General features: G+C 72.4%; 27 protein-coding genes. 9 read left to right on the top strand and 18 right to left on the bottom strand.

Annotated features, from left to right (window positions below):
* Positions 1-35: 35 nt before the first annotated feature.
* Positions 36-539 (top strand): DinB family protein, encoded by a 504-nt coding sequence (locus tag ACIA3K_RS06790; RefSeq protein WP_396799575.1) that lies wholly within the window; start codon positions 36-38, stop codon positions 537-539.
* Here the strand turns inward: ACIA3K_RS06790 and ACIA3K_RS06795 are convergent.
* From ACIA3K_RS06795 to ACIA3K_RS06825, 7 genes are all read right to left on the bottom strand, one after another.
* Entirely contained in the window at positions 536-1,171 is a 636-nt protein-coding gene (locus tag ACIA3K_RS06795; protein ID WP_396799576.1) for a histidine phosphatase family protein, read from the bottom strand. The genes ACIA3K_RS06790 and ACIA3K_RS06795 overlap by 4 nt on opposite strands.
* Positions 1,172-1,229: 58 nt before the next feature.
* A complete protein-coding gene (locus ACIA3K_RS06800; RefSeq protein WP_396799577.1) occupies positions 1,230-2,105 on the bottom strand; it encodes an alpha/beta fold hydrolase in 876 nt (291 codons plus the stop codon).
* A 14-nt stretch (positions 2,106-2,119) separates the two neighbouring features.
* A complete protein-coding gene (locus tag ACIA3K_RS06805; protein ID WP_396799578.1) occupies positions 2,120-3,580 on the bottom strand; it encodes a protein kinase in 1,461 nt (486 codons plus the stop codon).
* 93 nt (positions 3,581-3,673) lie between these two features.
* Positions 3,674-3,868 (bottom strand): hypothetical protein, encoded by a 195-nt coding sequence (locus tag ACIA3K_RS06810; RefSeq protein WP_396799579.1) that lies wholly within the window; start codon positions 3,866-3,868, stop codon positions 3,674-3,676.
* A gap of 2 nt (positions 3,869-3,870) precedes the next feature.
* The gene (locus ACIA3K_RS06815; RefSeq protein ID WP_396799580.1) at positions 3,871-4,914 is read right to left on the bottom strand and encodes a LacI family DNA-binding transcriptional regulator; all 1,044 of its coding nucleotides are present in this window, start codon (positions 4,912-4,914) and stop codon (positions 3,871-3,873) included.
* A gap of 125 nt (positions 4,915-5,039) precedes the next feature.
* Entirely contained in the window at positions 5,040-5,924 is an 885-nt protein-coding gene (locus ACIA3K_RS06820) for a helix-turn-helix domain-containing protein (protein ID WP_396799581.1), read from the bottom strand.
* Between the two features lie 138 nt (positions 5,925-6,062).
* Positions 6,063-6,302, bottom strand: coding sequence for a DUF397 domain-containing protein (locus ACIA3K_RS06825; RefSeq protein ID WP_355050003.1), 240 nt, complete (start codon positions 6,300-6,302; stop codon positions 6,063-6,065).
* Positions 6,303-6,572: 270 nt separating this feature from the next.
* On the opposite strand from ACIA3K_RS06825, the gene ACIA3K_RS06830 reads away from it, so the two are divergent.
* Complete coding sequence (locus tag ACIA3K_RS06830; RefSeq protein WP_396799779.1) at positions 6,573-7,220, top strand: GGDEF domain-containing protein; 648 nt, start codon at positions 6,573-6,575, stop codon at positions 7,218-7,220.
* Between the two features lie 8 nt (positions 7,221-7,228).
* On the opposite strand, the gene rox is transcribed toward ACIA3K_RS06830, so the two are convergent.
* The 4 genes from rox to ACIA3K_RS06850 all read right to left on the bottom strand — a co-directional run bounded on the left by rox (position 7,229) and on the right by ACIA3K_RS06850 (position 10,687).
* Positions 7,229-8,656: a rifampin monooxygenase gene (gene rox / locus ACIA3K_RS06835; protein WP_396799582.1), complete on the bottom strand. Its 1,428-nt coding sequence runs from the start codon at positions 8,654-8,656 to the stop codon at positions 7,229-7,231.
* Positions 8,657-8,796: 140 nt separating this feature from the next.
* Positions 8,797-9,735: a phosphotransferase enzyme family protein gene (locus ACIA3K_RS06840; protein ID WP_396799583.1), complete on the bottom strand. Its 939-nt coding sequence runs from the start codon at positions 9,733-9,735 to the stop codon at positions 8,797-8,799.
* Positions 9,736-9,885: 150 nt separating this feature from the next.
* Entirely contained in the window at positions 9,886-10,359 is a 474-nt protein-coding gene (locus tag ACIA3K_RS06845) for an SRPBCC family protein (protein ID WP_396799584.1), read from the bottom strand.
* Entirely contained in the window at positions 10,343-10,687 is a 345-nt protein-coding gene (locus ACIA3K_RS06850) for a metalloregulator ArsR/SmtB family transcription factor (RefSeq protein WP_355050007.1), read from the bottom strand. Before ACIA3K_RS06850 ends, ACIA3K_RS06845 begins: the two co-directional genes overlap by 17 nt.
* Before the next feature lie 152 nt (positions 10,688-10,839).
* Between ACIA3K_RS06850 and ACIA3K_RS06855 the strand changes: the two genes are divergently transcribed.
* A complete protein-coding gene (locus ACIA3K_RS06855; RefSeq protein ID WP_396799585.1) occupies positions 10,840-11,490 on the top strand; it encodes a flavodoxin family protein in 651 nt (216 codons plus the stop codon).
* A 28-nt stretch (positions 11,491-11,518) separates the two neighbouring features.
* On the opposite strand, the gene ACIA3K_RS06860 is transcribed toward ACIA3K_RS06855, so the two are convergent.
* Positions 11,519-12,010: a type II toxin-antitoxin system PemK/MazF family toxin gene (locus tag ACIA3K_RS06860; RefSeq protein WP_396799586.1), complete on the bottom strand. Its 492-nt coding sequence runs from the start codon at positions 12,008-12,010 to the stop codon at positions 11,519-11,521.
* 64 nt (positions 12,011-12,074) lie between these two features.
* Here ACIA3K_RS06860 and ACIA3K_RS06865 point away from each other — a divergent pair, with 64 nt between their 5' ends.
* Entirely contained in the window at positions 12,075-12,590 is a 516-nt protein-coding gene (locus ACIA3K_RS06865) for an NUDIX hydrolase (protein WP_396799587.1), read from the top strand.
* A 49-nt stretch (positions 12,591-12,639) separates the two neighbouring features.
* Positions 12,640-13,944 carry a hypothetical protein gene (locus ACIA3K_RS06870; RefSeq protein WP_396799588.1) on the top strand — a complete coding sequence of 435 codons (1,305 nt, stop codon included), beginning with the start codon at positions 12,640-12,642 and terminating at the stop codon, positions 13,942-13,944.
* Between the two features lie 54 nt (positions 13,945-13,998).
* On the opposite strand, the gene ACIA3K_RS06875 is transcribed toward ACIA3K_RS06870, so the two are convergent.
* From ACIA3K_RS06875 to ACIA3K_RS06900, 6 genes are all read right to left on the bottom strand, one after another.
* A complete protein-coding gene (locus tag ACIA3K_RS06875) occupies positions 13,999-14,415 on the bottom strand; it encodes a hypothetical protein (protein ID WP_396799589.1) in 417 nt (138 codons plus the stop codon).
* A gap of 151 nt (positions 14,416-14,566) precedes the next feature.
* The gene (locus tag ACIA3K_RS06880; protein ID WP_396799590.1) at positions 14,567-15,052 is read right to left on the bottom strand and encodes a DUF2267 domain-containing protein; all 486 of its coding nucleotides are present in this window, start codon (positions 15,050-15,052) and stop codon (positions 14,567-14,569) included.
* A gap of 60 nt (positions 15,053-15,112) precedes the next feature.
* On the bottom strand, positions 15,113-15,511 hold the full coding sequence (locus ACIA3K_RS06885; protein WP_396799591.1) for an NUDIX domain-containing protein: 399 nt from the start codon (positions 15,509-15,511) through the stop codon (positions 15,113-15,115).
* Positions 15,512-15,568: 57 nt separating this feature from the next.
* Positions 15,569-16,909 (bottom strand): MGH1-like glycoside hydrolase domain-containing protein, encoded by a 1,341-nt coding sequence (locus ACIA3K_RS06890; RefSeq protein WP_396799592.1) that lies wholly within the window; start codon positions 16,907-16,909, stop codon positions 15,569-15,571.
* Positions 16,906-17,727, bottom strand: coding sequence for a TIM barrel protein (locus ACIA3K_RS06895; protein WP_396799593.1), 822 nt, complete (start codon positions 17,725-17,727; stop codon positions 16,906-16,908). Before ACIA3K_RS06895 ends, ACIA3K_RS06890 begins: the two co-directional genes overlap by 4 nt.
* Positions 17,728-18,765, bottom strand: coding sequence for a zinc-binding alcohol dehydrogenase (locus ACIA3K_RS06900; RefSeq protein WP_396799594.1), 1,038 nt, complete (start codon positions 18,763-18,765; stop codon positions 17,728-17,730).
* 116 nt (positions 18,766-18,881) lie between these two features.
* Between ACIA3K_RS06900 and ACIA3K_RS06905 the strand changes: the two genes are divergently transcribed.
* The 4 genes from ACIA3K_RS06905 to ACIA3K_RS06920 all read left to right on the top strand — a co-directional run bounded on the left by ACIA3K_RS06905 (position 18,882) and on the right by ACIA3K_RS06920 (position 22,756).
* Positions 18,882-20,276, top strand: coding sequence for an ABC transporter substrate-binding protein (locus ACIA3K_RS06905; RefSeq protein WP_396799595.1), 1,395 nt, complete (start codon positions 18,882-18,884; stop codon positions 20,274-20,276).
* Positions 20,273-21,223 carry a carbohydrate ABC transporter permease gene (locus tag ACIA3K_RS06910; protein WP_396799596.1) on the top strand — a complete coding sequence of 317 codons (951 nt, stop codon included), beginning with the start codon at positions 20,273-20,275 and terminating at the stop codon, positions 21,221-21,223. The genes ACIA3K_RS06905 and ACIA3K_RS06910 overlap by 4 nt, the downstream gene beginning before the upstream one ends.
* Positions 21,223-22,089, top strand: a complete 867-nt coding sequence (locus tag ACIA3K_RS06915) for a carbohydrate ABC transporter permease (RefSeq protein ID WP_396799597.1) — start codon at positions 21,223-21,225, stop codon at positions 22,087-22,089. The genes ACIA3K_RS06910 and ACIA3K_RS06915 overlap by 1 nt, the downstream gene beginning before the upstream one ends.
* 61 nt (positions 22,090-22,150) lie before the next feature.
* Positions 22,151-22,756, top strand: a complete 606-nt coding sequence (locus tag ACIA3K_RS06920) for a class I SAM-dependent methyltransferase (RefSeq protein WP_355050020.1) — start codon at positions 22,151-22,153, stop codon at positions 22,754-22,756.
* The last annotated feature ends 2 nt before the right edge of the window (positions 22,757-22,758 follow it).

Below are 22,758 nucleotides of genomic sequence, written 5' to 3' on the forward strand. Positions count from 1 at the left end.
TGATCCCGGGCGACGCCCTTGACATGCTTCGGTCCATGACCGTCTTCCCGCCCACCTTCGCCGACGACGTCATCGACCAGCCAGCCCAGGCGCAGATCGAGGCCTTCATCGACGAGCACCGCCGCGCGCTCAACGAGGCCCTGGACGGGCTGACCGAGGAGCAGGCGCGACGCTCGCTGGTGCCGTCCCGGACGACAATGCTGGGTCTGGTAAAGCACGCGGCCTTCGTGGAGAAGGTCTGGTTCGACGAGGCGATCACGTGCCGGTCACGCGCCGAGATCGGCATCCCGGCGACGCCGGACGAGTCGTTCATCCTCGACGACGGCGACACCATCGCCAGCATCCAGCAGGCCCACCACGAAGCGTGCGAGGCGTCGCGCCGCGCGACGGCGTCGCTGGGTCTGGACGACGTGCTGCACGGCAACCGGCGCGGCCCGCTGCCACTGCGCTGGATGTACCTGCACGTCCTGCGCGAGTTGGCGCAGCACTGTGGGCACGCGGAGATCCTGCGCGAGCAGATCCTCAGCGGGCAGGGCTAACCGATTCGGGCGGTGTCCCCGAAGCGCCGCAGGGTCCAGCGGGCCGGCGGCCAGCCGCCGGTGTCGTGGTCGGTGACCCACTCGCTGATCGATGCCGGGGGCACCTCCAGGTCGAACGCCCGGAAGATCGGCTGCGCGGCGAGCGCGTGGAAGGCGCCCTCCACAGTCTCGCTGTGGCCGACCAGGACCACGGTGCCGCCCCGGTGCCGGTGCGCGATCTCCATGACGGCGCGGCTGACGCGGACGACCAACTCGGCCCAGCTCTCGTTGCCGTCCTCGAACGGGCGGAACACTCCCCCACCGGCCACCGCGTGCTCGGTGCGGAAGCGGGTGACCGGCAGCCCGTCGGCGTACGGCGGGGTGTGCCAGGTGCAGAGGCCGCAGTCGGCCAGCGGCCGGACGCCGAACGCCGCCGCGATGGGCTGCGCGGTCTCGACGGCGCGACGCAGCACCGACGAGTACACCGCCACCGACCCCTCGACGGCGTAGTCGTCGACGAGCCGCTGGGCCAGCCGGTGGGCCTGGTCGTGGCCGAGCGACGTCAACCCTCGGCACCCGTGCGGTCCGCCCACGATCCCGTCGACCTGGTGGACCGACTCACCGTGACGCACGAAGATCAGCCGTGTTCGCATCGGCCCATCATGCCAGCGACCCCGGCGGATGGATCAGCCGTCCGGATCGACGACGGCGTCAGTCGGCGTCCAGAACCTCGCGCAGCCGCGCGGCGAACTCCTCCGGCCTGCCCGCGTATCCGTGCTCGCTGCCGAGGAAGCCACCGTGGTGGCTCGGGAACACCGTGGCCTCCTGGCCGAGCAGCGCCGCCATGCCGAGGGCCGTCCGTGCGGTGTACGTGCCCGTCGACTCCGCGCCGACCGCGATCACGATCCGGCTCGACGCGGCAGTGAGGACGGCCGCGTCGGGGCGGTAGTCGGTGATGGCCCATGAGCTGTTGGACAGCAGCGGATCGTCGCGGCTGCCGTCGTCCTCGGTCGGCAGACCGAACATCGCGGGGTCGGGCGCGGGCTGGGCGAAGTAGGTGTCGGTGAACTCGCCCTGCCACGATGTCATCACGATGAACGCGGCCATGCCGGCCCCGGCCCCCTTCGCCTGGTACGCATCGTGAACGGCGTTGCGGGCGCGCTCGGCGCCCGCGTCGTCGGGGAGCACCGCGTTGATCGGCGGCTCGTGCGCCACCAGCGTGGCGACGTCGCCGGGGTGGGTCGCGACGAGTTCGAGCGCGGTCACCGCGCCTCCGCTGCTGGCGAACACGTCCACCGGACCCGCGCCGAGGGCCTCGATGAGCAGGTGCAGATCGGCCGCCTGCCGCTGTGGCGTGTGGTCGGACCGACCGTCGCTCCGGGTGCTGCGGCCGAGACCGCGCGGGTCGTACGTGATGACGGTCCGGTCCGTGAGGTGCGGGACGAGCGCGCTGAAGCCCTCCGCCGCCATCGGCTGACCGATCAGAAGCAACGCGCGACGCCCGCCGGTCGGAGGCAGTGGACCTCGGACGTCGTAGACCAGGTCAGCGCCGGGTACGGCGAGGCGGTGCGTCTGCGTCGTCGTCATGCCGGTGAGACTAGTCAGTCGTTGGCACGATCGACGGGTAGCTCACGGGTCTGGGCCAGCAGCGCGTCGAGCTGAACGGCGGTCTGCCGGGGCAGCCGGCCACGGTCCACCAGCTCGCCGATGGTGTCCCGCAGGTCGGCGATGCGCCGCTCGCGGTCCCGGGTCCGTCGGTTCACGTCGGCGAGGTCGTCGCGCAGCTCCTCGGCGGTTCTGCGGTCGACGTCGCCACGGGCCACCGCCGCGGCGAGCACCTGGTCGAACTCGTCGCTGACCTGGCGGAAGCTGACCGGCAACCCCTGCCCGACGGCCGACGGCACGGCGCTGCTGGGGCGGGGCGACGGGGAGGTCGACGTCGCGGGCTTCGGCGACGGCGACTGCGTCCGGGGCGGGGGCGCCGTGGTGGAGGGGGACGACGGGGCGGCCACCGGCCCGGGGCCGGACGTGTCGGGTGCGCCGAGACCCTGGGTGAGCAGCGCGCCGAGGCCGACCAGCACGGCGAGACCGGCCGCGACGGCGAGCGCCAGGGGCCGGCGCGAACGGCGTCGGACCGGCGCGGACACGACCGGCGCGGGCCGGGCGGCCGAGCGGTCGATCAGGGTGGGCGGGTGGGCGGCCGGGACGATCCGGAGCAGCTCGGTGGGAGGCTCGACCGGCTGGCCGGCGCCGAACCGGCGGGCGAGCTGTGCGGCGCTGGGCCGACGGGCCGGGTCGGCGGCGAGGCAGGCGAGGGTCAGCTCGGCGATGTCGGCGGGTAGGCCGGGCACTCGCAGCGGCGGCACCGGCGTGCCCCGCCGGTGCACCTCGATCGCGTCTTCCCAGGTCTGCACGGGCAGCGGCGCCTCGCCGGTGAGCATCCGGTAGAGCAGCGCCCCGAGGGCGTACACGTCGCTGGCCGGGTCGGGTGGGCCGGCGGCGAGGCGTTCCGGGGCGAAGTACGCAGGCGTTCCCATCACCGGCTCGCCGGACTGGCTGTCGAGCCCACCGAGGGCGGCGATGCCGAAGTCGAGCACCTTGGCCCCGGTGTCGGTGAGCATGACGTTGCCCGGCTTCACGTCGCGGTGCACCACCCCGATGCGGTGCGCGGCGGCCAACGCGGCGGCGATGTGCCCGGCCACCCGGACCGCCTCCGGCCAGGGCAGCGGGCCGGAGCGCAGCCGGTCGGCCAGGTTGTGGCCCTCGACCAGCTCCATCACGAGGTACGGGACGACGACACCATCGGCCAGGGTCGCCTCGGCGTAGTCGTACACCTGGGTGACGTGCGGGTGGGTCAGCCGGGCGGCCGCGCGGGCCTCGCGCTGGATGGTGGCCCGCAGGTGCGGGTCGGTGGCGAGCTGGCCGGCGAGTACCTTGATCGCCACCGGCCGGCCGAGCACGTCGTCGTCGGCCCGCCACACCTCGGACATGCCGCCGAGACCGATCCGCTCGTGCAGCACGTAGCGGTCGTGGAGGCGGAGGGTGGGCGTGAAGGGTGACATGGCCAGACCAGTCTGCCCGGCGAGTGCGCGATCGACCACCCTACGTGTCCGCACCGGCACTGTTCGTCCCCGGAGTGCCGGAATGGGCGGCGATCAAGAGCAGCGGGGCACCGGTCGGGGCTGGATCCGGTCGGCGAGTCGACGCAGGGCGACGGCGGTCAGCTGCCGGGTCGGGGCCAGCAGCGGCCGGCGGGCGCGCTCGATGACGACCGGGGCGTCCGGTCGGGCCGAGGTGACGTGGCGGTTCATCGCGTCGAGGGCGGTGACGTATCCGGTCGGGAATTCCATGGTCAACTCCTCACGTGGGGTCCGGTGGAGGCCCGGACGACGAGTTCGGTGGGTAGCAGCACGTGACCTGCGGCAGCGTCCGTGGGTGGATCGAGCAGCAGTTCGGCGGCGATCCGGCCCTTCTCCTGCGCCGGCTGCCGGACGGTGGTGAGGCCGGCCGCCGCCGCCTCGGGGACGTCGTCGAACCCGGTCACCGAGACCGGCGGGCGGGTGCCGTTCGGTCGCCGGGCCAGGGCGTCGAGCACGCCGAGGGCGAGCACGTCGGAGCCGGCCAGCACGGCGGTGGGCGGCTCGGGCCGGTCGAACAGCCCGGCGACGGCGGCCGACGCGGCATGGCCGCTGTTGCCGGGGGCGTTGAGCAGTGTCAGCTCCGACCAGGCGACGCCGACCTCGGCGAACGCGTCGGCGAAGCCGGCGAGCCGGCCCCGGGTCGTCGGGTGCGGGGCGCGCTCGAACCCGGACAGGGTCACCGGACCGGTGGGCGCGTCGGGCAGGACGGAGTCCACGAGCAGGGCGACCCTCCGGTGGCCGAGACCGGCCACGTGCGCGGCGACGCTGCGCGCGGCGGCCCGCTCGTCGATGCCGACGAACCGCTCGTCAGCGGCGGCGTCGTCGCGGGCGGCCGTGCTGACGTACGGCAGGCCGCGCGCCCGGATGACGTCCAGCGCCCACTCCTCGTCGGCCACGCAGTACACGCAGAAGCCGTCGACGGCGGCGTTCTCCACGGCCCGCCGGGCGTCGGCCTGCGAGTGTGGCAGGGGCACGAGCAGCATGCTGGTGCCGTGTCGCTCGGTCGCGGCGCCCACCCCGGCGAGGAAGCGGACGGCGAAGGGGTCGGTGAAGGCGTACGACAGTTGGGACGTGAACAGCACCCCGATCGAGCCGACGAAGCCACGGCGCAGGGAGCGGGCGGTCGGGTTGGGTCCCGGGTAGCCGAGCTGGCGCGCGGCGGCGAGGATCCGCTCGCGCAGGGCCGAGGAGAGCTGGTCGGGGCGACTGTAGGCATTGGACACGGTGCTGCGGGAGACACCGACGGCGTCCGCCACGGCTTGCAGTGTCGGCTTCACTCGACGCCCCTCTGTATCGATTCAGACTGGATCGATACAGAGGGTAGCTCGACACGTCGGCAACGGTCAACGCAAAAGAACCCGCGCGTGCCCTCAGGGCACCGTCACTGCGGGTAGGTCTCCTCCAACAACCGGCCCAGGATCTCCGGCGTACGCTCCGGCGGCTCCGCCTCGACGCAGAGCCGTTCCATGGCCACGGCGTAGTAGTCGAGGTCGTCGCGCTTGTCCAGGTAGAGGGCGCTGGTCAACTGTTCGATGTAAACGATGTCGGGCAGCTCCTGGTCACCGAAGCGCAGGATGGTGAAGGCGCCACCGGCCGCCGCGTGACCACCGGCGGCGAAGGGGATGACCTGAAGTCGGACGGTGGGCGACTTGGTCGCCTCGATGAGCGCGGTGAGTTGGCCCCGCATCACCTCGGGACCGCCGATCGGGCGGCGCAGCGCCGCCTCGTCCACCACGGCCCAGAGCAGCGGCGGCTTGTCCCGGAGCAGCAGTTGCTGACGCTGCATCCGCAGATCCACCCGACGGTCGATCTCGGCGACGCCGGCGCCGCCGTGCCCGAGCAGCACGACCGCCCGGGCGTACTCCCGGGTCTGCAACAGGCCGGGGACGAACTGCACCTCGTAGCTGCGGATCAGCGCCGCCGCCTCCAGGCCCAGGTAGGACTGGAACCAACTGGGCAGTACGTCGCCGTAACGGTGCCACCAACCGGGACTGTTGGCGTCCCGCGCGAGCTTGAGCAGCGCCTCGCGCTCCCCCTCGTCGCTGACGCCGTAGAGGGTGAGCAGGTCGGAGACGTCACGTTCCTTGAAGCCGACCCGGCCCAGCTCCATCCGGCTGATCTTCGACTCAGAGGAGCGGATCTCCCACCCGGCGCCCTCCCGGGTCACCCCGCTGGACTCCCGCAGCCGACGAAGCTGGGCGCCGAGCAGCATGCGCAGCACGGTTGGCCCGGTTGTCGGGCCGCCCTCGGCGGGAACCATCGTCACGTGCGGACCTCCGGATACCGACCACGTGATCGGGCACCGAGCCCGACCGACGTGTAAGCATGCCATGGACCGACAGTGAGGTGAACTCCTCCGGACCGGCGATTCAGTCCCATCGCTGAGACCGCCCCGCGCGGCCGGTCAGTTGATCAGATGGTCGAAGTCCCCGTCGCGGGCGCCGAGCACGAAGGCGGCGATCTCGTCCACTGTGTAGATCAGCGCCGGCCCTTCCGGGTGACGCGAGTTGCGGACGGCGATGCCGGCCCCTCCGGGCAGTTCGGCGAGTTCGACGCAGTTGCCGCTCGGGTTGCTACGGCGACTCTTCTGCCAGGTCAAATGGGGCAACTGAGGAATCGGAACGCCATTGGGTGGCTGCTGCATGAGAGGCGTCTTTCTGCTCACGAGCCCGCCGGTGCCCGTGGGAGGAGCGGTGACGCGGCGAGGGTGCGGTATCGGGGTCGGGCCGTTATGCACGTGCATCTGCTATTGCATCTGCACCGGATGGCGAGCATGATAACGCACGTGATCGGTGCTTATCCGTTCACTTTGAGTTACCCCGAGCGGGGTGATGACCAGGGAAAACTGGCCCCGACGCGGCAGGCGCGCCGCGCAGACCGAAGGCGGGAGGCGGTCGCGGCGATGGGAGGTCTCCTGCCGGATCCGATGAGCGTCGCCTCCGGCGTCTGTGCGGCGGGTGCCCTGCTCTCCTCCTGGCAACTGCGCCGCCGCGCCGTACGCGCCGAGGCCGAGATCGAGCACCTTCAGGCCGAGCTGGCCGCCGAACGCCACGCCGCCAGCCACGACCCGCTCACCGGGCTGCCCAACCGCCGCGCCTTCTACCGTCTCGCGGCCGCCCTGCTCACCAACGCCGACGGCCAGCCGCTGATCGCCATCGTGCTCGACCTCGACGACTTCAAGCAGATCAACGACCGGTACGGGCACGCCGCCGGCGACCAGGTGCTGATCAGCGTCGCGGAACGACTGGCCGGGTTCGCGGGCGACAACCTCGTCGCCCGACTCGGCGGCGACGAGTTCGCGGGGCTGCTCGCCAGCCCGACCGTCGACCGACGCTGGATCGAGCACGCCACCCGACGCCTCAGCGAGACCGTCGCCGCGCCGATCCGGCTGACCGGGTGCAGTGTCCGGGTCACCGCGTCGGTGGGGCTCGCCCCGGTGACCTGTCCGGCCCAGCTCACCGACGCGCTCAGCCGCGCCGACGCGGCCATGTACCAGGCGAAGAGCCTCTCCGGCCCGCGGGCGCCGCGACAGCTCGTCGACAGCTCCCTCTTCCGCGACTAGGGCGTGTGTCAGGTGGCGCTCGCGCCGAACCACCGGCGCAGCTGGCCCACCAGGTCGCTCTGATCGTCACCGACCCACGCCACGTGGCCGTCCGGACGCAGCAGCACACCGGGTACGTCGAGCCCGTCACCGACGTCGACGACGTGGTCGACCCGGTCCGCCCACCCGGCGACCGAGAGGCGACCGGTCGCGTCGAGCAGCAGCCCGCGGCCGGCGCGCATCAGTTCGTAGAGGCGTCCCCGGGTCAGTCGGACGTCCCGCAGGTGCCGCCCGAGCAGCTCGTGGCCCGCGCCGAAGTCGTAGTGGACGCCGATCGCGGTGACCTTCTCGATCAGGTACCGGTTCACGTCCTCGAAGTCCATCAGCTCCGACAACAGGTGGCGTACCGCCTGCGGCCCCGGGTCCGGTGACAGCAGGAACATCTGCGCACGGGTGTTGACGAGGACGTCCGCGGCCACCGGGTGCCGCTCGGCGTGGTAGCTGTCCAGCAGCCCGTCAGGCGCCCAGCCGGCGACCTCGGCGGCCAGTTTCCAACCGAGGTTGACCGCGTCCTGGATGCCGAGGTTGAGGCCCTGCCCGCCGGTCGGTGGGTGGATGTGCGCGGCGTCGCCGGCCAGCAGCACCCGGCCGACCCGGTACCGCTCGGCCAACCGGGTGGCGTCGCCGAAGCGGGACAGCCAGCGCGGCGAGTGCACGCCGAAGTCGGTGCCCGCGTACGCCCGCAGTTGCTGTTGGAACTCCCCGATCGTCGGCGGGACGTCGCGGTCCTCGGCCACTCCCTCGGCGGGCACGAGCACCCGGTACACACCGTCTCCGAGTGGCCCGAGACCGAAGCGGAGGTGGGTCCTGCGCACCTCGGCGACCACCTCCGCCACCGTCTGCGGGGGTACCCCCACCTCCATCTCGCCCAGCAGCGAGTCGACCCGGCTGGGTTCACCGGGGAAGTCGACGCCGAGCAGCCGCCGGACGGTGCTCCGGCCGCCGTCGCAGCCGACGAGAAACCGCGACGTCAACCGCGTGCCGTCGGCCAGCTCCACCGTCACCGCGTCGTCGTCCTGGCTCAGCCCGACGACCGCACAGCCGCGCCGGACCTCGACGCCGACCTTTACGGCGTGCTCCGCCAGCAGGCGGTCCGTGATGGTCTGCGGGATGCCGAGGACGTACGCGTGGGCACTGTCGAGGCCGCCCGGCGGCGGCTTGGGGATCGCCGCGAAGTAGCCCCCGAGCGGATGGCGCGTACCCAGGGCGAGGAAGCGCTCCAGCAGTCCGCGCTGATCCATGATCTCGATGCTGCGCGCGTGCAGGCCGAGTGAACGGACGAAACGGGTCGGCTCGGCATCCCTCTCCAGCACCACGACGCGTACGTCGTGCAGCCGCAACTCACTGGCGAGCATCAGACCGGTCGGTCCGCCGCCGGCAATGATGACATCGATCACGATTCCCCCGATTTTCCCAGGTTTGGGCTTCGGGTGACGATTCTGCGGCACGACGGGGGTCTTGCCGCAAGACCCCGGGTGCGATATACGTTAGAGGTGGCAGGGAGCTGGATCTCCCTGCCGTTTCGCGTTTCCGGGCCTCAGCGCCGCCCGTCGAGCTCACGCAGTGCCACGTCGGCGAGGGTGACCAGGCCGACCGGCGATACGAGCCCACGGACGATCCGGCCGGCCGTCGCGCGATCGTCGGGGCTGGCGGAGGGGTCCAACGCCTGACGGGTCCAGTCGCTGAAGTCGTCGAGCGCGCGTACCGCGAGGAACCAGGCCAGCCGCGCCGCGTCGATGCCGACCGCGCCGTACCCGGCGAGCACGGCCCTCTCCTGCCCGGGGGTGATCGGCGCGAAGGCGAGCACCCCGCCCACGACGAACATCAGGTCACACTCGCGCGGGGCGAGCACCGCGTCGTCCCAGTCGATCAACCAGACCTGGCTGTCCGGGCCGAGCAGCAGGTTGCCCAGATGAGGATCGCCGTGGCAGACAACCGCCGACCCCGACCGGTGGGCAGCGAGTCGCTCGACCCCAGCGAGCAGCGCGGACACCCGGTCGGCGTTCGCCGCCCAGCGCGCCGCCAGGTCGGCGACCAGCGGGTCGCCCGAGTCGGCCTGGTCACGGAGCCGTCCGGCCACGTCCCTGCTCGCGGCCAGAATCGAGGGGTACGCGTCACCGCCGCCCGGTAGCAGCCGTTCCAGTTCACCGGTCACCGGGACCGCGTGCACGGCGGCCAGCAGTTCCCCGTACGCACGCCAGTGCGCCTCGCTCATCGGGCCGTCCAGCGCCCGCAGGTCGGACACCCACGGGACCACGGAGAGGCGTACCCCGTCACGCTCGGCGTACAGACGCCCGTCACGGGTGCGGACCGGCGCCGCGACACCGGGCACGCCCCGCTCGGCCAGGTGCGCGGCCACGATCAGGCCGGCCGGCGTACCACCACCGCTGACCTTGACGGCATACCGCCCACCGTCCTTTGTCCCACCCCGCCACAACCGAGCCCGCACATCGGCCCCGTACGGAACCGAATCCACCGTGGACAGCCGAAGCCCGAACGCCTCCCCAACCCACCCCCCAACCTCCACACCCCACACCCCCACCCCGCACCCGTGTCGATCAAGAGGTTCGCGTCACGATCGGCTCGTATTCTGACGCGAACCTCTTGATCAACGTGGTCCCGTCCGTCAGCGCAGGGTGGACAGGTGCCGGTCGAGGGCCGCGTACGACTCGGCGGTGCCCTGCGCCATGCCGGTCTCGACCATGCCGTCGCGCTGGGCGGCGGTGTCGAAGCGAGTGGTGCTGGTGAGCAGCGTGCCGCCGCCCTGCTCGGTGAAGACAAGCGTCTCCACCGCCACCTGGCCGGGCATGCCCTCGAACTCGAAGGTCTGCACGATCCGCTCCGGCGCGGTGATCTGCCGGAACTCACCCCGGAAGGCGTAGTCGTTGCCGTCCGGTGCGTGCTCGACGATGCGATAGCGGCCACCCTCGCGGAAGTCGATCTCGACGTCGGCCGGATTGCCCCGGCACCACCATTTCTCGAGGTGCTCGGCCTGGGTGTGCGCGGCGAAGACGAGGTTTCGCGGGGCGTCGAACGAACGGACCATCGTGATGTCCCGCTCGGAGGACACGTCGACCGTCAGGTCACGGGTCTCGGTCATGGCTGGTCTCCTTCAGGTCGTGTAGATAGTCGTCGAGGGCGTCGTAGCGTTCGGCCCAGAGCCGGCGGTACTGGTCGACCCACTCGGCGACGGTGCGCAGCGGCGTCGGGTCGAGGCGGCACCGCCGCCACTGGGCGTCACGGGTCCGCACGATCAGCCCGGCGCGCTCCAGCACGCCCAGGTGCTTGGAGATGGCCTGGACGCTGATCGGGAACGGCGCGGCCAGTTCGTTGACCGTCGCCTCACCGGTGGCGAGCCGGGCCAGGATGGCGCGGCGGGTCGGGTCGGCGAGCGCGCCGAACACGGCGCTGACCGGGTCCGCTGTCATGTCGCTTTCAACCACCTAGTTAATTAACCGACGGGTTGAATCTACAGCTCGACCGCTGACTGTCAACGGTTTCAGCGCAACAAGACCGTGATTCGACCCGACACACGGGTACGGGGAGAAGAGCCCGATACGACCGACGAGAGGAACCCCTCGTGGTGAGCGTCCGCGCCCTGGTACTCAACTGCACCCTCAAACCGTCGCCGGCCCCCTCCAGCTCCGAGCAACTGGGCCGGGAGGTGTTGGCCGAACTGGCCCGTCAGGGCGTGGACGGAGAGATCGTCCGGGTGGTCGACCACGAAGTGCGCTTCGGGGTGTCGACCGACGAGGGCAACGGCGACGGTTGGCCCGCCATCCGCGCCAAGCTGCTCGCCGCCCAGATCCTCATCATCGCCACCCCCATCTGGCTGGGCCAGCCCGCGAGCGTCACCAAGATGGTCCTCGAACGACTCGACGCCGAACTGTCCGAGACCGACGACGAGGGTCGGCTGCTCACCTACGGCAAGGTGGCCGGCGTCGCGGTCGTCGGCAACGAGGACGGCGCGCACCACACCATCGCCGAGGTCCAGGGGGCGCTCAACGAGGTGGGCTTCACCGTCGCCGCCGCCGGAGCGACCTACTGGGTCGGTGAGGCGCTGCACAAGGTGGACTACCGCGATGCCGGCCCCAAAACCGACACCACCGGCCGCACCACCAAGGCCCTGGCGCTCAACAGCGCCCACCTGGCCCGGTTGCTCGCCGAGCAGCCGTACCCGCCGCCGGAGGCGCAGGGCGCCGCGGTCGGTCCGAGCCGCGAGCCGGCCTGACGGTTCGTCCGATGGCCGAGGGGTACGGTCAGCGCCAGCCGTAACCGGCGCGCAGCGCCTGCCCGACCCGGTCGAACCGGGGTCGGTCGAGCACGGCACCCTCGCGGCGGATGCTGTCCTCGCGCATGGTGAGCACGCGGTCGAGCCGGACCCAGCTCGGCCGATTGTCCCGGTCCCACTCGCCGGGGCCGAGCGCGAACCAGTGCCGCTGCCCGTCCCGCTCGCTCTGACTGGACAGCATCAGCCCGAACAGCGTCCGGCTGTGCCGCCCCACCACCAGCACCGGGCGGTCCTTGCCCTGACGGGGGTCGTCCTCGTACGGCACCCACGTCCAGACGATCTCACCCGGGTCGGCCTGGCCGTCGACCTCCGGCGCGTAGCTCAGCTCGCGCCGCTGCAACGCGTTCACCTGACGGGGGCGGGCCACCCGCGCCGGAGACGGCCCGGTACGCCGGGGCGACGGAATTGCCGCGCCCACCCGGGAGATGCGTTGCGCCACGTTCCTCAACAGACCAGCCACGGCGGGCAGCCTACCGGCCCCCGCGCGGACCCCCGGAGCCGGAGCGCTGCGGCAGACTGAGCCGATGGACCAACTGCCCGACGACCTGCCGATCCTCGAACGGCGCGCGGTGCGCGTGGTCGTCATCGACGACTCCGACCGGGTGCTGCTGTTCCACACCCGCGACCCGGACCACCCTCGGCTCGGCACCTGGTGGGAGCTGCCCGGCGGCGGCATGGACCCGGGCGAGACGTACCGCGAGACCGCGGTGCGGGAGCTGCGCGAGGAGACCGGCATCGTCGTCACCGCCGACCAGGTGGGCGCGCCGACCTGGCGACGGCGGGCCAGCTTCCTGCACCGCCAGTTGCGCCACGTCCAGGACGAGGTGATCGTCGCCGTACGACTGACCGGTCCCGGCCCGGACGTGGACGAGACGGACCGGCTCGACTACGAGCGGGAGGACTACTTCGGCTTCCGCTGGTGGCCACTGGCCGACGTGGTGACCAGCGCCGAACGCTTCTATCCCGGTCAGCTCCCCCGGCTGATCACGCCCTTCCTTGCCGGTGAGCGGATCGACGAGCCGTTCGAGCGGTGGTCGTGACCGGGCCGGTGCGGATGCCGGACCGGGGCGCGCCGGGCAGAGTGGAGGCATGACGACCGACCTGCACGGCCCGCTGTCCGCGTACGCCGAACGGCTGCACGCCGCCATCGGCGATCGGCACCACGTCGCCTCCCCGCTCGGCGCCTGGCTGCTGCTCGCCCTCAGCGCCGCGACGACCGAAGCCGGCCCGCACACGGCCGACGCGGACGCGGCGAGCGGGCCAGAAGCGGTAGCCGGGTCGGAAGCGGCGGCCCGCCGGGACGCGGCGGGCGAGGGGCTGGCGGCCGCCCTGGGCACCGACCTGGCCAGCGCAGCCGGCGTGGCGCGCGTCCTGCTGGACGCACCGCACCCGCTGGTCGCGTCGGCCACGGCGTTGTGGCTCCGAGCGGTTCGAGGAGTCGACGAATCGGCCGGATGGCGGGCCGCGCTCCCCGCGACGACCGAGGTCGGGGCGCTCCCCGACCAGGCCGGCCTGGACGCGTGGGCGCGTGAGCACACCGACGGCCTGATCGAGACGTTCCCCCTGAAGGTCCGCCCCGACGTGGTGTTCGCCCTGGCCAGCGCGCTCGCCACCCGGATCTCGTGGGCCGAGCCGTTCGACGTCACCGACGCCCGCGCGCTCGGTCCCGGTAGCGCCTGGGCAGGCGACCTCCGTCAGGCGTTGCGCAGCCCGAGCCACGGGCACAGGGGCGCCATCGTCACGACGGAGCGGGCGGGTGACGTGATCGTGCACGCCGCCCGCGCCCAGGCGAGCGAGGGCGCGGGGCTGGTGGTCCTCTCGGTGGCCGCCGCGCCGGACGTGCCGGCGGGCGATGTGCTCGCCGCCGCGTACCGTCTCAGTGCCGGCGCGGCCGACGGCGCGCAACCGGCGGGTCGGCGGTCACTGTTCGACCTGCCGCTCGGCGAGACCCCGCTGTGGACACTGCGCGAAGAGCGGGTACGGACCCACGCCCGCGACGGCCGCGAGGAGCGGCATCAGGCGGTCCTCCCCTGCTGGTCGGCGCGGAGCGAGCACGATCTCACGGCCGAGACGCTGGGCTTCGAGGCCGCGGCCGTCACACTGGCTCGGGCACTCGGCCAACCGGTTCAGGGCTTCGAGGCGGGTCAGGTGGCGATGGCCCGGTACGGCCGGTACGGGTTCGAGGCGGCGGCGGTGACCGGGATGTTCGGCACGGTCAGCCTGCCACCGGAGGGGGTCGCCCGCACCGCCGAGCTGCGCTTCGGCCACCCGTACGCCGTGGTGGCCGTCGCCACCGACCGCAGGGCGGACGGGACCACCGGGCCCTGGCACGGGGTGCCGGTCTTCTCCGCCTGGGTCAGCGAGCCCGAGGAGCCGTCCGACGCCGAAGGGTGATGCCCGTGATCCGCTCGCCCGGACGCGCCCCCTGACCCCAGCGACGTCTCGCAGCTACGCGATCGGCGGACCGGGGCAGGTGTAGAACACCCTCGCCTCCCATCCGGGGACCAGGTGACCGTGGCCGTCGTCGACAGTCGTCCGCTGGAACTCGGTGGTGTGGATCGTCGGCAGGCCGGCGTCCATGCCGCACGCCTCGCGGGCGGTCTGCTGCGCGATCGTCAGCGCCAGGTACCGGTCGACGTTCTGCCCGCTCGCCATCCGCGAGCCCGGTGGGGGTGGTGTGTAGGTGCCGGTCTCCACTCGGCCGGGGTCGACCAGACCGCTGTCCACCGCCGACGCGTCGAACCCGCCACCACCGCCACCACCGCCGGACAATTCCGGCGGCGGGTGGTGGACGGTGACGTCAGGTCCCCAGTCCGGCCGGCTCTTGCGCGTGACGAGTTTCTTGAGCTTGTCCCAGATGGTCATCTCGCTCCGATCCCGCGGGGAGCGCTGTCCGCCGTACCCTGACGGCGGCGATGTCTCTGGATGGTAGTCGTCAGCGTCGATCGACTCGAGATGCGGGAAGTCGCGCTATCCGAGCGTCCGGGACACCGCGACTGCGCCGAACACGAGTAAATCACGCGGGATCGGGCTCGCTCCCGTCGCGGGGCAGTCGGGCCACCATCTCGTGGAACTCCCGTACGGTCACCGCCTCGCGCAGGGTCGCTAAGACGGCGCCCGTGCCCAGCCGTGCCGTGGCCGCGTCGACTCCGGCACGCTGGCTCACCCGGCGCAGGAAGTCCACCGGACCGGCGTCCATGGGTGGCGGCGCGGCCGGCTCACCGACGTCGAGGCCCACACCGGTGTCGAGCCCGTGGCCGCCGGTCGTGGCGGCCGGGGTCGAGTCGGTCGGGTGGGCATCCGGTGCGAAGTCGTACAGGTAGCCGTCGACCTGGTCGGGGAGGTGCCCGGCGGGGTCGGGCGCGGCACCGGTGACGCGTTCCGCCATCGTGGTGAGCACCGCGCGGGCGACAGCGGCAGCCTGCCCGGTCGGTAGGCCGGAGCGCCGGGACACCGCATCGATGAAGTGCCCAAACCCGTCGCCGCCCGCGCTGTCGTTCACGCCCGGGCGGTTACCCGCGCCCGACGGGGGCAAACAGCGCCGGAAGCGGGCCAGCGACAGTCAGCGCAGCAGGCCGGCGGCCAACAGGTGGTCGAAGATGAGCTGGTCGACCGAGGAGGTGCGGTGCCGGTCGGCGTACCCGAGCCAGGCCATCTCGGCGATCTCGCTGGCCGGCTGCAACCGTCCCCGGTATCCGGCCTGGTAGCAGATCATGCGCACCACGACGCCGGGCACGTTCCCGTGCGCCTGCGCGGTGAACGTGCCCAGGTGCGTCGCCCCGTGCACCTCCACCTCGACGCTCAACTCCTCAGCGATCTCCCGGCGCAGGGTCTCCAGGTCGCTCTCCCCGGGCTCGCGCTTGCCGCCGGGCAGGTACCACACATCCTTGCCCTGCGACCGGGTGCTCAGCACCCGGCCGTCCTCGATCAGGATCCACGCCACCTTGTCGATCTCGCGCACGCCGCCTCCCGTCCCGCTGGGAGCAGGCACGCTACCACCTGACCCCGGCGCGAACACTCACGCGGCGAGCAGGTCGAGCAGGAGCGCGGCGGTCCAGCCGAACGACGGTGAGCCCAGCCCGGCCCCCGTGTCGGGGTGGAAGTACTCGTGGCAGCCCGCGCCGGCCACCAGATCGATCATCGAACGGCGCAGGCCGGCGGCCAGCTCCGGGTGGCCGTGGGTGGTCAGCCCGCGCCGCACCAGCCAGCCGATGTTCAGCCAGCTCGGCCCCCGCCAGTAGCGCAGCGGCTCGAAGTCGGACGCGGTGCGGTCGTAGCTGGGCAGCGGCCGGTCCATCCACCGGGCCACCCCGAAGCGCGCCGACGTCGCCTCGGCGACGAGCGCGTCGACCTGCCGGGCCGGCAGGTTGGGCAGGAGCAACGGCGCGAGCCCGAGCACGGTACGCGCGCCGACGAGCCGGCCGGCGCGCAGGTCGCGGGGCTGGAACGTGCCGGTGACCGGGTCGTAGAGCCGTCGTACCAACGCCTCGGTGACGCGGTCCGCGCGGACCCGGTGTGGGCCCGGGTCGACGCCGATCAGCGTGGCGATGTCGGCCAGCGCGTGCTCGGCGGAGCCGAACGCGGCGTTGAACAGCGGGCACTCCACCAGGAACGGATGGTCGTCGGCCAGGTCGCGGTCGGCGTAGCCGTGGTCGCGGTAGGCCGCGACGATCGCCAGGTAGCGCGCGTAGTCCAGGTCCGTGGGGCGGTGCGCGGCGTCGGCGTGCGCGGTGTCGTGGCGACGGTACGCGCGCATGACGGCCGCCTCGGCGTCGACCGCGGCCATCGGCTCGTCCCAGGCGGGGCTGTTGTCCAGTCCGGACTCCCACGGGTGTACGACGCACACCAGCCCGTCGCCGGCCACATCCCGCCGCTCGGCCAGATAGCGCTGCTGGGCGACCAACGCCGGGTAGAGCCGGCGCAGGGCGGCCAGGCTGCCCTGGTCGGGCGCCCGCCGATAGGCCAGCAGCGCGGCGAGCGCGTGCACCGGCGGCTGGACGAGGCCGGAGGTGTCGACCCCCGGGGCGCCCGGCACGTCGGCCGAGCGCCACAGATCCGGGCCGGGGAAGTACGCGCCGACCCGCAGCGCCGGGTTGAACACGATGTGCGGCACTCGCCCGTCGGCCCACTGCGCCCGGAACAGGCTCGCCAGTTCCCGCCAGGCCCGCCCGGGCCGGACGTGGGCCAGCCCGATCGCGATGAACGCCGAGTCCCAGCTCCACTGGTGCGGGTACAGCGTGCGCGACGGCACCGTGTGGTCGTGCTCCCAGTTCGCGTCGAGGGTGGCGACGGCCAGCCGGCTCAGCCCGGCCGGCTCGGCCGTACCACCGATGCGGGCCGGTACGGCGTCGGCGGTCATGCCGCGGCCCGGCGGGGCAGCGCGTGCCGCAACACCGTGACGGCCTCGGCGAGGGCGCGAACGGGGTCGCCGCGCAGCCGGCACTCGAGGGACAACCAGCCCCGGTAGTCCAGCTCCAGCAGGGTCCGTACGAGCCCGGTCCAGTCGAGGTGCCCGGCGCCGGGCTGGTACCGGTTGGAGTCGCTGACCTGCACGTGCCCGAGGTACGGCGCGGCGGCGCGCAGCGCCCGGTGCGGGTCGTCCTCCTCGATGTTCATGTGGAAGGTGTCGGCGACCACCCGGACCGAGGGCAGCCCGAGGGCGGCGCAGAGGGCGACCGCCTCGTCGAGCCGGTTGACCATGTGGTCCTCGTACCGGTTGAGGGGTTCGAGGAACAGGGTGACCCCCTCGGCCCGGGCGTGTTCGCCCAGCTCGCCGAGGGCGTCCAGGAGCACCTGCCGGTCGCCGGCCGGCGGGCGTGGCGGTTCGAAGGGCGGCAGCCGCCGGGAGAACATCCCCCAGGCGGCCGGGGTCATCACCCCGATGCCGCCCAGCTCGGCGATGACCGAGAGCTGGGAGCGCAGGTTGCGGACCGCGTCGGCGGACCGGTCGGGGTCGAAGTCGCCGATGAAGTGGGTCATCTCGACGCAGACGGTGGGCATCACCACGCCGGCGGCACGGGCCCGACGCAGCTCGGGCAGGCGGCGGGCGAACGCGAGGTCACCGCGACCGCGCAGCTCGATGCCCTGGTAGCCGAGCGCGGTGGCGAGGGCGTACTTCTGGATCAGGTTGGTGCCCGGCAGGAGTTGTTCCTGGCAGGCGAGCGCGATGGTGGTCATCTAGAACCTCAACACCACTTGGAGGACGTCACCGGCGCCGCGGTCGAGCAGCGCGAGGGCGTCGGCGACCGCGCTGGCGTCGACGATGTGGCTGACCAGCGGCAGCGGGTCGACGCTGCGGTCGGCCACCAGCTCCATGAAGGTCTGTGCCACCCGGTCACCGGTCCACCGGCCGGCCATGCCCGGCGCGGGGGTGGGCCCGGAGACCTGGGCGGCCACCAGCTGGATGCGGTTGTGGTGGAACTCCTCGCCGAGGCCGAGCCCGTCGGCCTGGCCCTGGTAGAAGCCGGCGGCCACGACCCGGCCGGCGTGCGCGGTGGAGCGGATCGCCTCGTGCAGCGCCGGGTACGCCCCGGACAGCTCCAGGCAGACGTCCGCGCCCCGGCCGCCGGTGGCCTCGCGCAGCACGGTGGCGGCGGACCGGACCTCGGCGTCCACGGTGGTCCGTGCGCCGTAGTGGGTGGCGTGGGCCAGCCGGCCGGGCACCCGGTCGACGGCCACCACCCGGGCGCCGGACAGCGCCGCGAGGCGGGTGGCGAGCAGCCCGATGACGCCCTGCCCGAAGACGCCGACCCAGTCGCCCAGGTGCAGGTCGCCGGCGAGCACGGCGGTCAGCGCGATGGCGCCGGGCCGGGCGAAGACCGCGGCGAGCGGGTCCAGCCCGACGGGCAGAGGACGGACCGCCTCGGCGGGGAGCACGGCCTCGGCGCGGTGCCCCCAGATGCCCCACACGAGCTGGCCCGGATGCCGGTCGGCGACCTCCGCGGCTACCTCGACGACCTCGCCGACCTCCTCGTAGCCGAAGCCGACCAACGGGTACGGCACGGGGGCCTGCCGGGGGACGAACATGCGGGCCGTGTCGTCCCAATCCTTGCGGAGCCGGGGATTGCTGCCCCGGTAGAGGGTCAGCTCGGTGCCGGCGGAGATGCCCGAGTAGCAGGTGCGGACCCGGACCTGGCCGGGACCGAGCGGATCTGGCGGGCAGGGCTCGAGACTGATCTGTCGAGGCCCGGCGAGGGAGACCACCCAGTTGCCCATGTGTCACATCCCGGTAGCACTGGGGTCCAGGATAGCCAAAAAATAGCCATATGTCTTGCTATTGATCAATCGAAGGTGTTGGATCCCTCTTGTACCCTTCGAGAGGAGTGCCACCGATGTCAGCACCTCCGAGGCGGATACTCGCCACCACCCTGATCCTGGCACTGGCCACGTCCACCCTGCTGGCCTGCGGAGACGACGGATCCGACAGCAACAGCAAGAAGATCACCGTGTGGAGCCTGGAAGACGTCGCCGACCGCGTCACCGCCACCAAGGCGATCATCGCCGACTTCACCGCCAAGACCGGGATCCAGGTCGACCTCGTCACCGTCAACGAGGACCAGTTCCCCTCGTTGATCGCCGCAAACGCCGCCGCCGGCGAGCTGCCCGACGTGGTCGGCTCGGTCTCCCTGGCCGGCATCCGTACGCTCGCGGGCAACGAGCTGCTGCACGCCTCGGCGAACGCGGAGGTCGTCGACGCGCTGGGCCGGCAGACGTTCTCCCCCCGGGCGTTGGAACTCACCTCCGACGACGGCAAGCAGCTCTCCGTGCCCAGCGACGGGTGGGGGCAACTGCTCGTCTACCGCAAGGACCTGTTCGACGCCGCCGGCCTGCCCGCCCCCGACACGTACGACCGGATCGCCACCGCCGCGACGAAGCTGAACACCGGCGGGGTCGCCGGCATCACCGCCGCCACCTCGGCGAGCGACGTGTTCACCCAACAGACCTTCGAGCACCTGGCCCTGGCCAACGGTTGCCAGCTCACCGACGACTCCGGCGCCGTCACCCTCGACTCCCCGCAGTGCGTCGAGGCGTTCCGCTTCTACGGCGACCTGATCCGCACCAGCTCCGTCAAGGGCGCGCAGGACGTCGACACCACCCGGGCCACCTACTTCGCCGGCAGGGCGGCCATGGTGATCTGGTCGCCGTTCATCCTCGACGAGCTGGCCGGGCTGCGGAACGACGCCAAGCCGACGTGCCCGCAGTGCCAGGGCGACCCGGCGTTCCTCGCCAAGAACAGCGGGTTCGTCACCGCGATCAAGGGTCCGAACGGCGCCGAACCCGCGCAGTACGGCGAGATCAGCTCGTGGGCGGTGCTGGACGGTGCGGTCACCGACCCGGCCAAGTCCTTCGTGGAGTACATGCTCGGCGACGGTTACCCGCGCTGGTTCGGCATGTCCCCCGAGGGCCGCTTCCCGGTGCGCAAGGGCACCCCGGCCGAGCCGGAGGCGTTCCTGACCGCCTGGACCACCAGCCCCGCCGGCGTGGACACCAAGAAGCCCCTCACCGACGTGTACGGCGACGACGTGCTCGCCACCCTGCGGCGCAGCCCGGACACGTTCGGGCGCTGGGGCCTCAGCCAGGGCCAGGGAAAGCTGGTCGGCGCGATGCTCGGTGAACTTCCGGTGCCCAAGGTGCTGGGTGACCTCACCGCCGGGAAGTCCGACGCGGCGGCCGCCGCCGGTCGGGCCCGGAAGGACGTCGAGGCGATCAAGGCAGGCGTCAATTGACCACCACCGCGCCCGGCCGCTCCCCCACGCAAGAGCGGCCGGAGCGGGCGCGTCGCCGACCGCTGACGCTGCGGCGCCGAGAGTCCCGCGCCGGGCTGGCGTTGGTCGCGCCGACCCTGCTCGTCACCATCGTCGTCATCGGCATCCCGATCGTCTGGACCGTGGTGCTCGCCTTCCAACGGGTCCGGCTCGCCACCCTGCGCAAGACCGGCCTGTTCGGCGAGCTGACCATGGACAACATCGACCGGGTGCTGCACACCCCCGGCTTCGCCGACACGCTGTGGGTCACGCTGCTCTACAGCGTCGGCGGCACCGTCGGGTCGATCGTGCTCGGCCTGATCGCCGCGCTCGTCGTCCGCCGGCCGTTCCGCGGTCGCACGCTGGTACGGGCCTCCATGCTGCTGCCGTACGTGGCGCCGGTGGTCGCGGTGACCTTCGTCTGGCAGGTGATGCTCGACCCACAGCTCGGCATCGTCAACCACTGGGGGCAGCGCCTGTTGGGCTGGGACGCGCCGGTACCGTTCCTCACCCAGGAGTCGACCGCGCTGGCCACGGTCATCACGTTCGAGGCGTGGCGTTACTTCCCGTTCGCCTTCCTGTTCCTGCTGGCCCGTCTCCAGGCGGTGCCCGGCGAACTGGAGGAGGCCGCCCGCGTCGACGGGGCCACACCCACGCAGCGGTTCCGGCACATCCTGCTGCCGCAGCTCCTGCCGGTCATCGCCCTGCTGGGCGTGCTGCGCTTCATCATGACGTTCAACAAGTTCGACGACGTCTACCTGCTCACCGGCGGGGCCGCCGGCACGGAGGTGGTCAGCGTCCGGGTCTACGAGTTCCTCACCGCCCGTACCGACGTCGGGGCCGCCGCCGCGCAGGCGGTCGTGCTGGCCGTGGTGCTCATCGTGTTCGTCCTGATCTACCTGCGCTTCTTCGGACGGAGGGTCGGCTGATGGACCGGGACATGGTCGAGACGGTGAGCCTGCGCTGGCTGCGCCGCCTGGTGATCGCCGCGTTCCTGGTGGTCACCGTCTTTCCCTTCTACTACATGCTGGTGCTCTCGGTACGCCCCATCGAACGGCTGCTGCTCGACCCGGGCGCGCTGGTCGTCGGCTTCGGCGAGCTGACCGTGGCCACGTACGCCGAGGTCCTCAAGGCCACCGACGACGGCGGCCAGGGATTCCTCACCTTCATCCGCAACAGCGCTCTGGTGGCGGTCGCGGCGACCGTCCTCACGCTGCTCGTCGCGATCCCCGGCGCGTACGCGGTGGCCCGGCTGCGGTTCTTCGGTCGGCGGCAGGTCGACTTCCTGTTCCTGGCGGTCTACCTGTTCCCCTCGATCGTCATCGCGATCCCGCTGTTCGTGGTGTTCAGCCTCGCCGGGCTGCGCGGTTCGCTGTTCGGGCTGGTGCTGGTCTACGTCTCGCAGACCCTGCCGGTATCGGTCTACATGCTGAAGAACTACTTCGAGACCATCCCGGTCAGCCTGGAGGAGTCCGCGGCCATCGACGGCGCCGGTCGGCTCGGCATCATCCGCCGGGTCAGCCTGCCCCTCGCGATGCCGTCGATCATGGCGGTCGCGCTCTTCGACTTCATGATCGCCTGGAACGAGTTCCTGTTCGCCCTGCTGTTCCTGGTCGACAGACCCGACCGCTGGACGGTGTCGCTCGGCCTGTCGCTGCTCTCCGACGGCGTGGAGGTGCCCAAGACGGTGCTGATGGCCGGGTCGGTCGTCCTCACCCTGCCCATCGTGATCCTCTTCTTCGCCAGTGAACGACTCCTGACCGAGGGCCTGACCAGCGGCGCGGAGAAGGGCTGAGCCGCCACCGATCGGCGCACCCGCCAGCCCGGCCCCGGCCGACCCGGTTACCGTGGGCCGTATGGCCAACCCGACCCGCTGGGCGACCGACACCGGTCCGGAGCACTCGCAGTGGTACGTCGACCGGTTCCGCAAACTCGCCGCCGAGGGCGCCGACCTGGCGGGCGAGGCCCGACTGGTGGACACGCTGGTCGAGCCCGGGTCACGGATCCTGGACGCCGGCAGTGGCACCGGCCGGGTCGGCGCGGCCCTGGCCCAGCGCGGGCACACCGTCGTCGGGGTGGACGCCGACCCCGTCCTGGTGGAGGCCGCCCGCGCCGATCATCCCGGTCCGCGCTGGCTCGTCGCCGACCTGGCCGACCTGGACCTGCCGGCCATGGGAGAGGGCGAGCCGTTCGACGCCGCCGTGCTCGCCGGCAACGTGCTCGCGTTCGTCGCCGTCGGCACCGAGCCGGAGGTGCTGCGCCGTCTCGCCGGGCACCTGCGACCGGACGGCGTCCTGGCGGTGGGCTTCGGCACCGAACGCGGCTACCCGCTGACCGCGTTCGACGCCGACGCGGTCGCCGCCGGGCTGCGCCTCGAACACCGCTTCGCCACCTGGGACCTGCGCCCGTGGCGGGACGACGCGCCCTTCGCGGTCAGCGTCCTGCGCCGGCCGGCAACCTGACG

It is taken from the genome of Micromonospora sp. NPDC051543, assembly GCF_044454415.1.
GTDB lineage: Bacteria > Actinomycetota > Actinomycetes > Mycobacteriales > Micromonosporaceae > Micromonospora.

Excerpts from the sequence above, each read along its gene's own strand:
- ACIA3K_RS06875 (WP_396799589.1), bottom strand. The coding sequence starts at position 14,415 with ATGACCATCTGGGACAAGCTCAAGAAACTCGTCACGCGCAAGAGCCGG.
- ACIA3K_RS06810 (WP_396799579.1), bottom strand. The coding sequence starts at position 3,868 with ATGGAATTCCCGACCGGATACGTCACCGCCCTCGACGCGATGAACCGC.
- ACIA3K_RS06870 (WP_396799588.1), top strand. The coding sequence starts at position 12,640 with ATGACGACCGACCTGCACGGCCCGCTGTCCGCGTACGCCGAACGGCTG.
- ACIA3K_RS06895 (WP_396799593.1), bottom strand. The coding sequence starts at position 17,727 with ATGACCACCATCGCGCTCGCCTGCCAGGAACAACTCCTGCCGGGCACC.
- ACIA3K_RS06805 (WP_396799578.1), bottom strand. The coding sequence starts at position 3,580 with ATGTCACCCTTCACGCCCACCCTCCGCCTCCACGACCGCTACGTGCTG.
- ACIA3K_RS06890 (WP_396799592.1), bottom strand. The coding sequence starts at position 16,909 with ATGACCGCCGACGCCGTACCGGCCCGCATCGGTGGTACGGCCGAGCCG.
- ACIA3K_RS06915 (WP_396799597.1), top strand. The coding sequence starts at position 21,223 with ATGGACCGGGACATGGTCGAGACGGTGAGCCTGCGCTGGCTGCGCCGC.
- ACIA3K_RS06800 (WP_396799577.1), bottom strand. The coding sequence starts at position 2,105 with ATGACGACGACGCAGACGCACCGCCTCGCCGTACCCGGCGCTGACCTG.
- ACIA3K_RS06845 (WP_396799584.1), bottom strand. The coding sequence starts at position 10,359 with ATGACCGAGACCCGTGACCTGACGGTCGACGTGTCCTCCGAGCGGGAC.
- ACIA3K_RS06795 (WP_396799576.1), bottom strand. The coding sequence starts at position 1,171 with ATGCGAACACGGCTGATCTTCGTGCGTCACGGTGAGTCGGTCCACCAG.
- ACIA3K_RS06790 (WP_396799575.1), top strand. The coding sequence starts at position 36 with ATGACCGTCTTCCCGCCCACCTTCGCCGACGACGTCATCGACCAGCCA.
- ACIA3K_RS06865 (WP_396799587.1), top strand. The coding sequence starts at position 12,075 with ATGGACCAACTGCCCGACGACCTGCCGATCCTCGAACGGCGCGCGGTG.
- ACIA3K_RS06850 (WP_355050007.1), bottom strand. The coding sequence starts at position 10,687 with ATGACAGCGGACCCGGTCAGCGCCGTGTTCGGCGCGCTCGCCGACCCG.
- ACIA3K_RS06825 (WP_355050003.1), bottom strand. The coding sequence starts at position 6,302 with ATGCAGCAGCCACCCAATGGCGTTCCGATTCCTCAGTTGCCCCATTTG.
- ACIA3K_RS06920 (WP_355050020.1), top strand. The coding sequence starts at position 22,151 with ATGGCCAACCCGACCCGCTGGGCGACCGACACCGGTCCGGAGCACTCG.
- ACIA3K_RS06905 (WP_396799595.1), top strand. The coding sequence starts at position 18,882 with ATGTCAGCACCTCCGAGGCGGATACTCGCCACCACCCTGATCCTGGCA.
- ACIA3K_RS06900 (WP_396799594.1), bottom strand. The coding sequence starts at position 18,765 with ATGGGCAACTGGGTGGTCTCCCTCGCCGGGCCTCGACAGATCAGTCTC.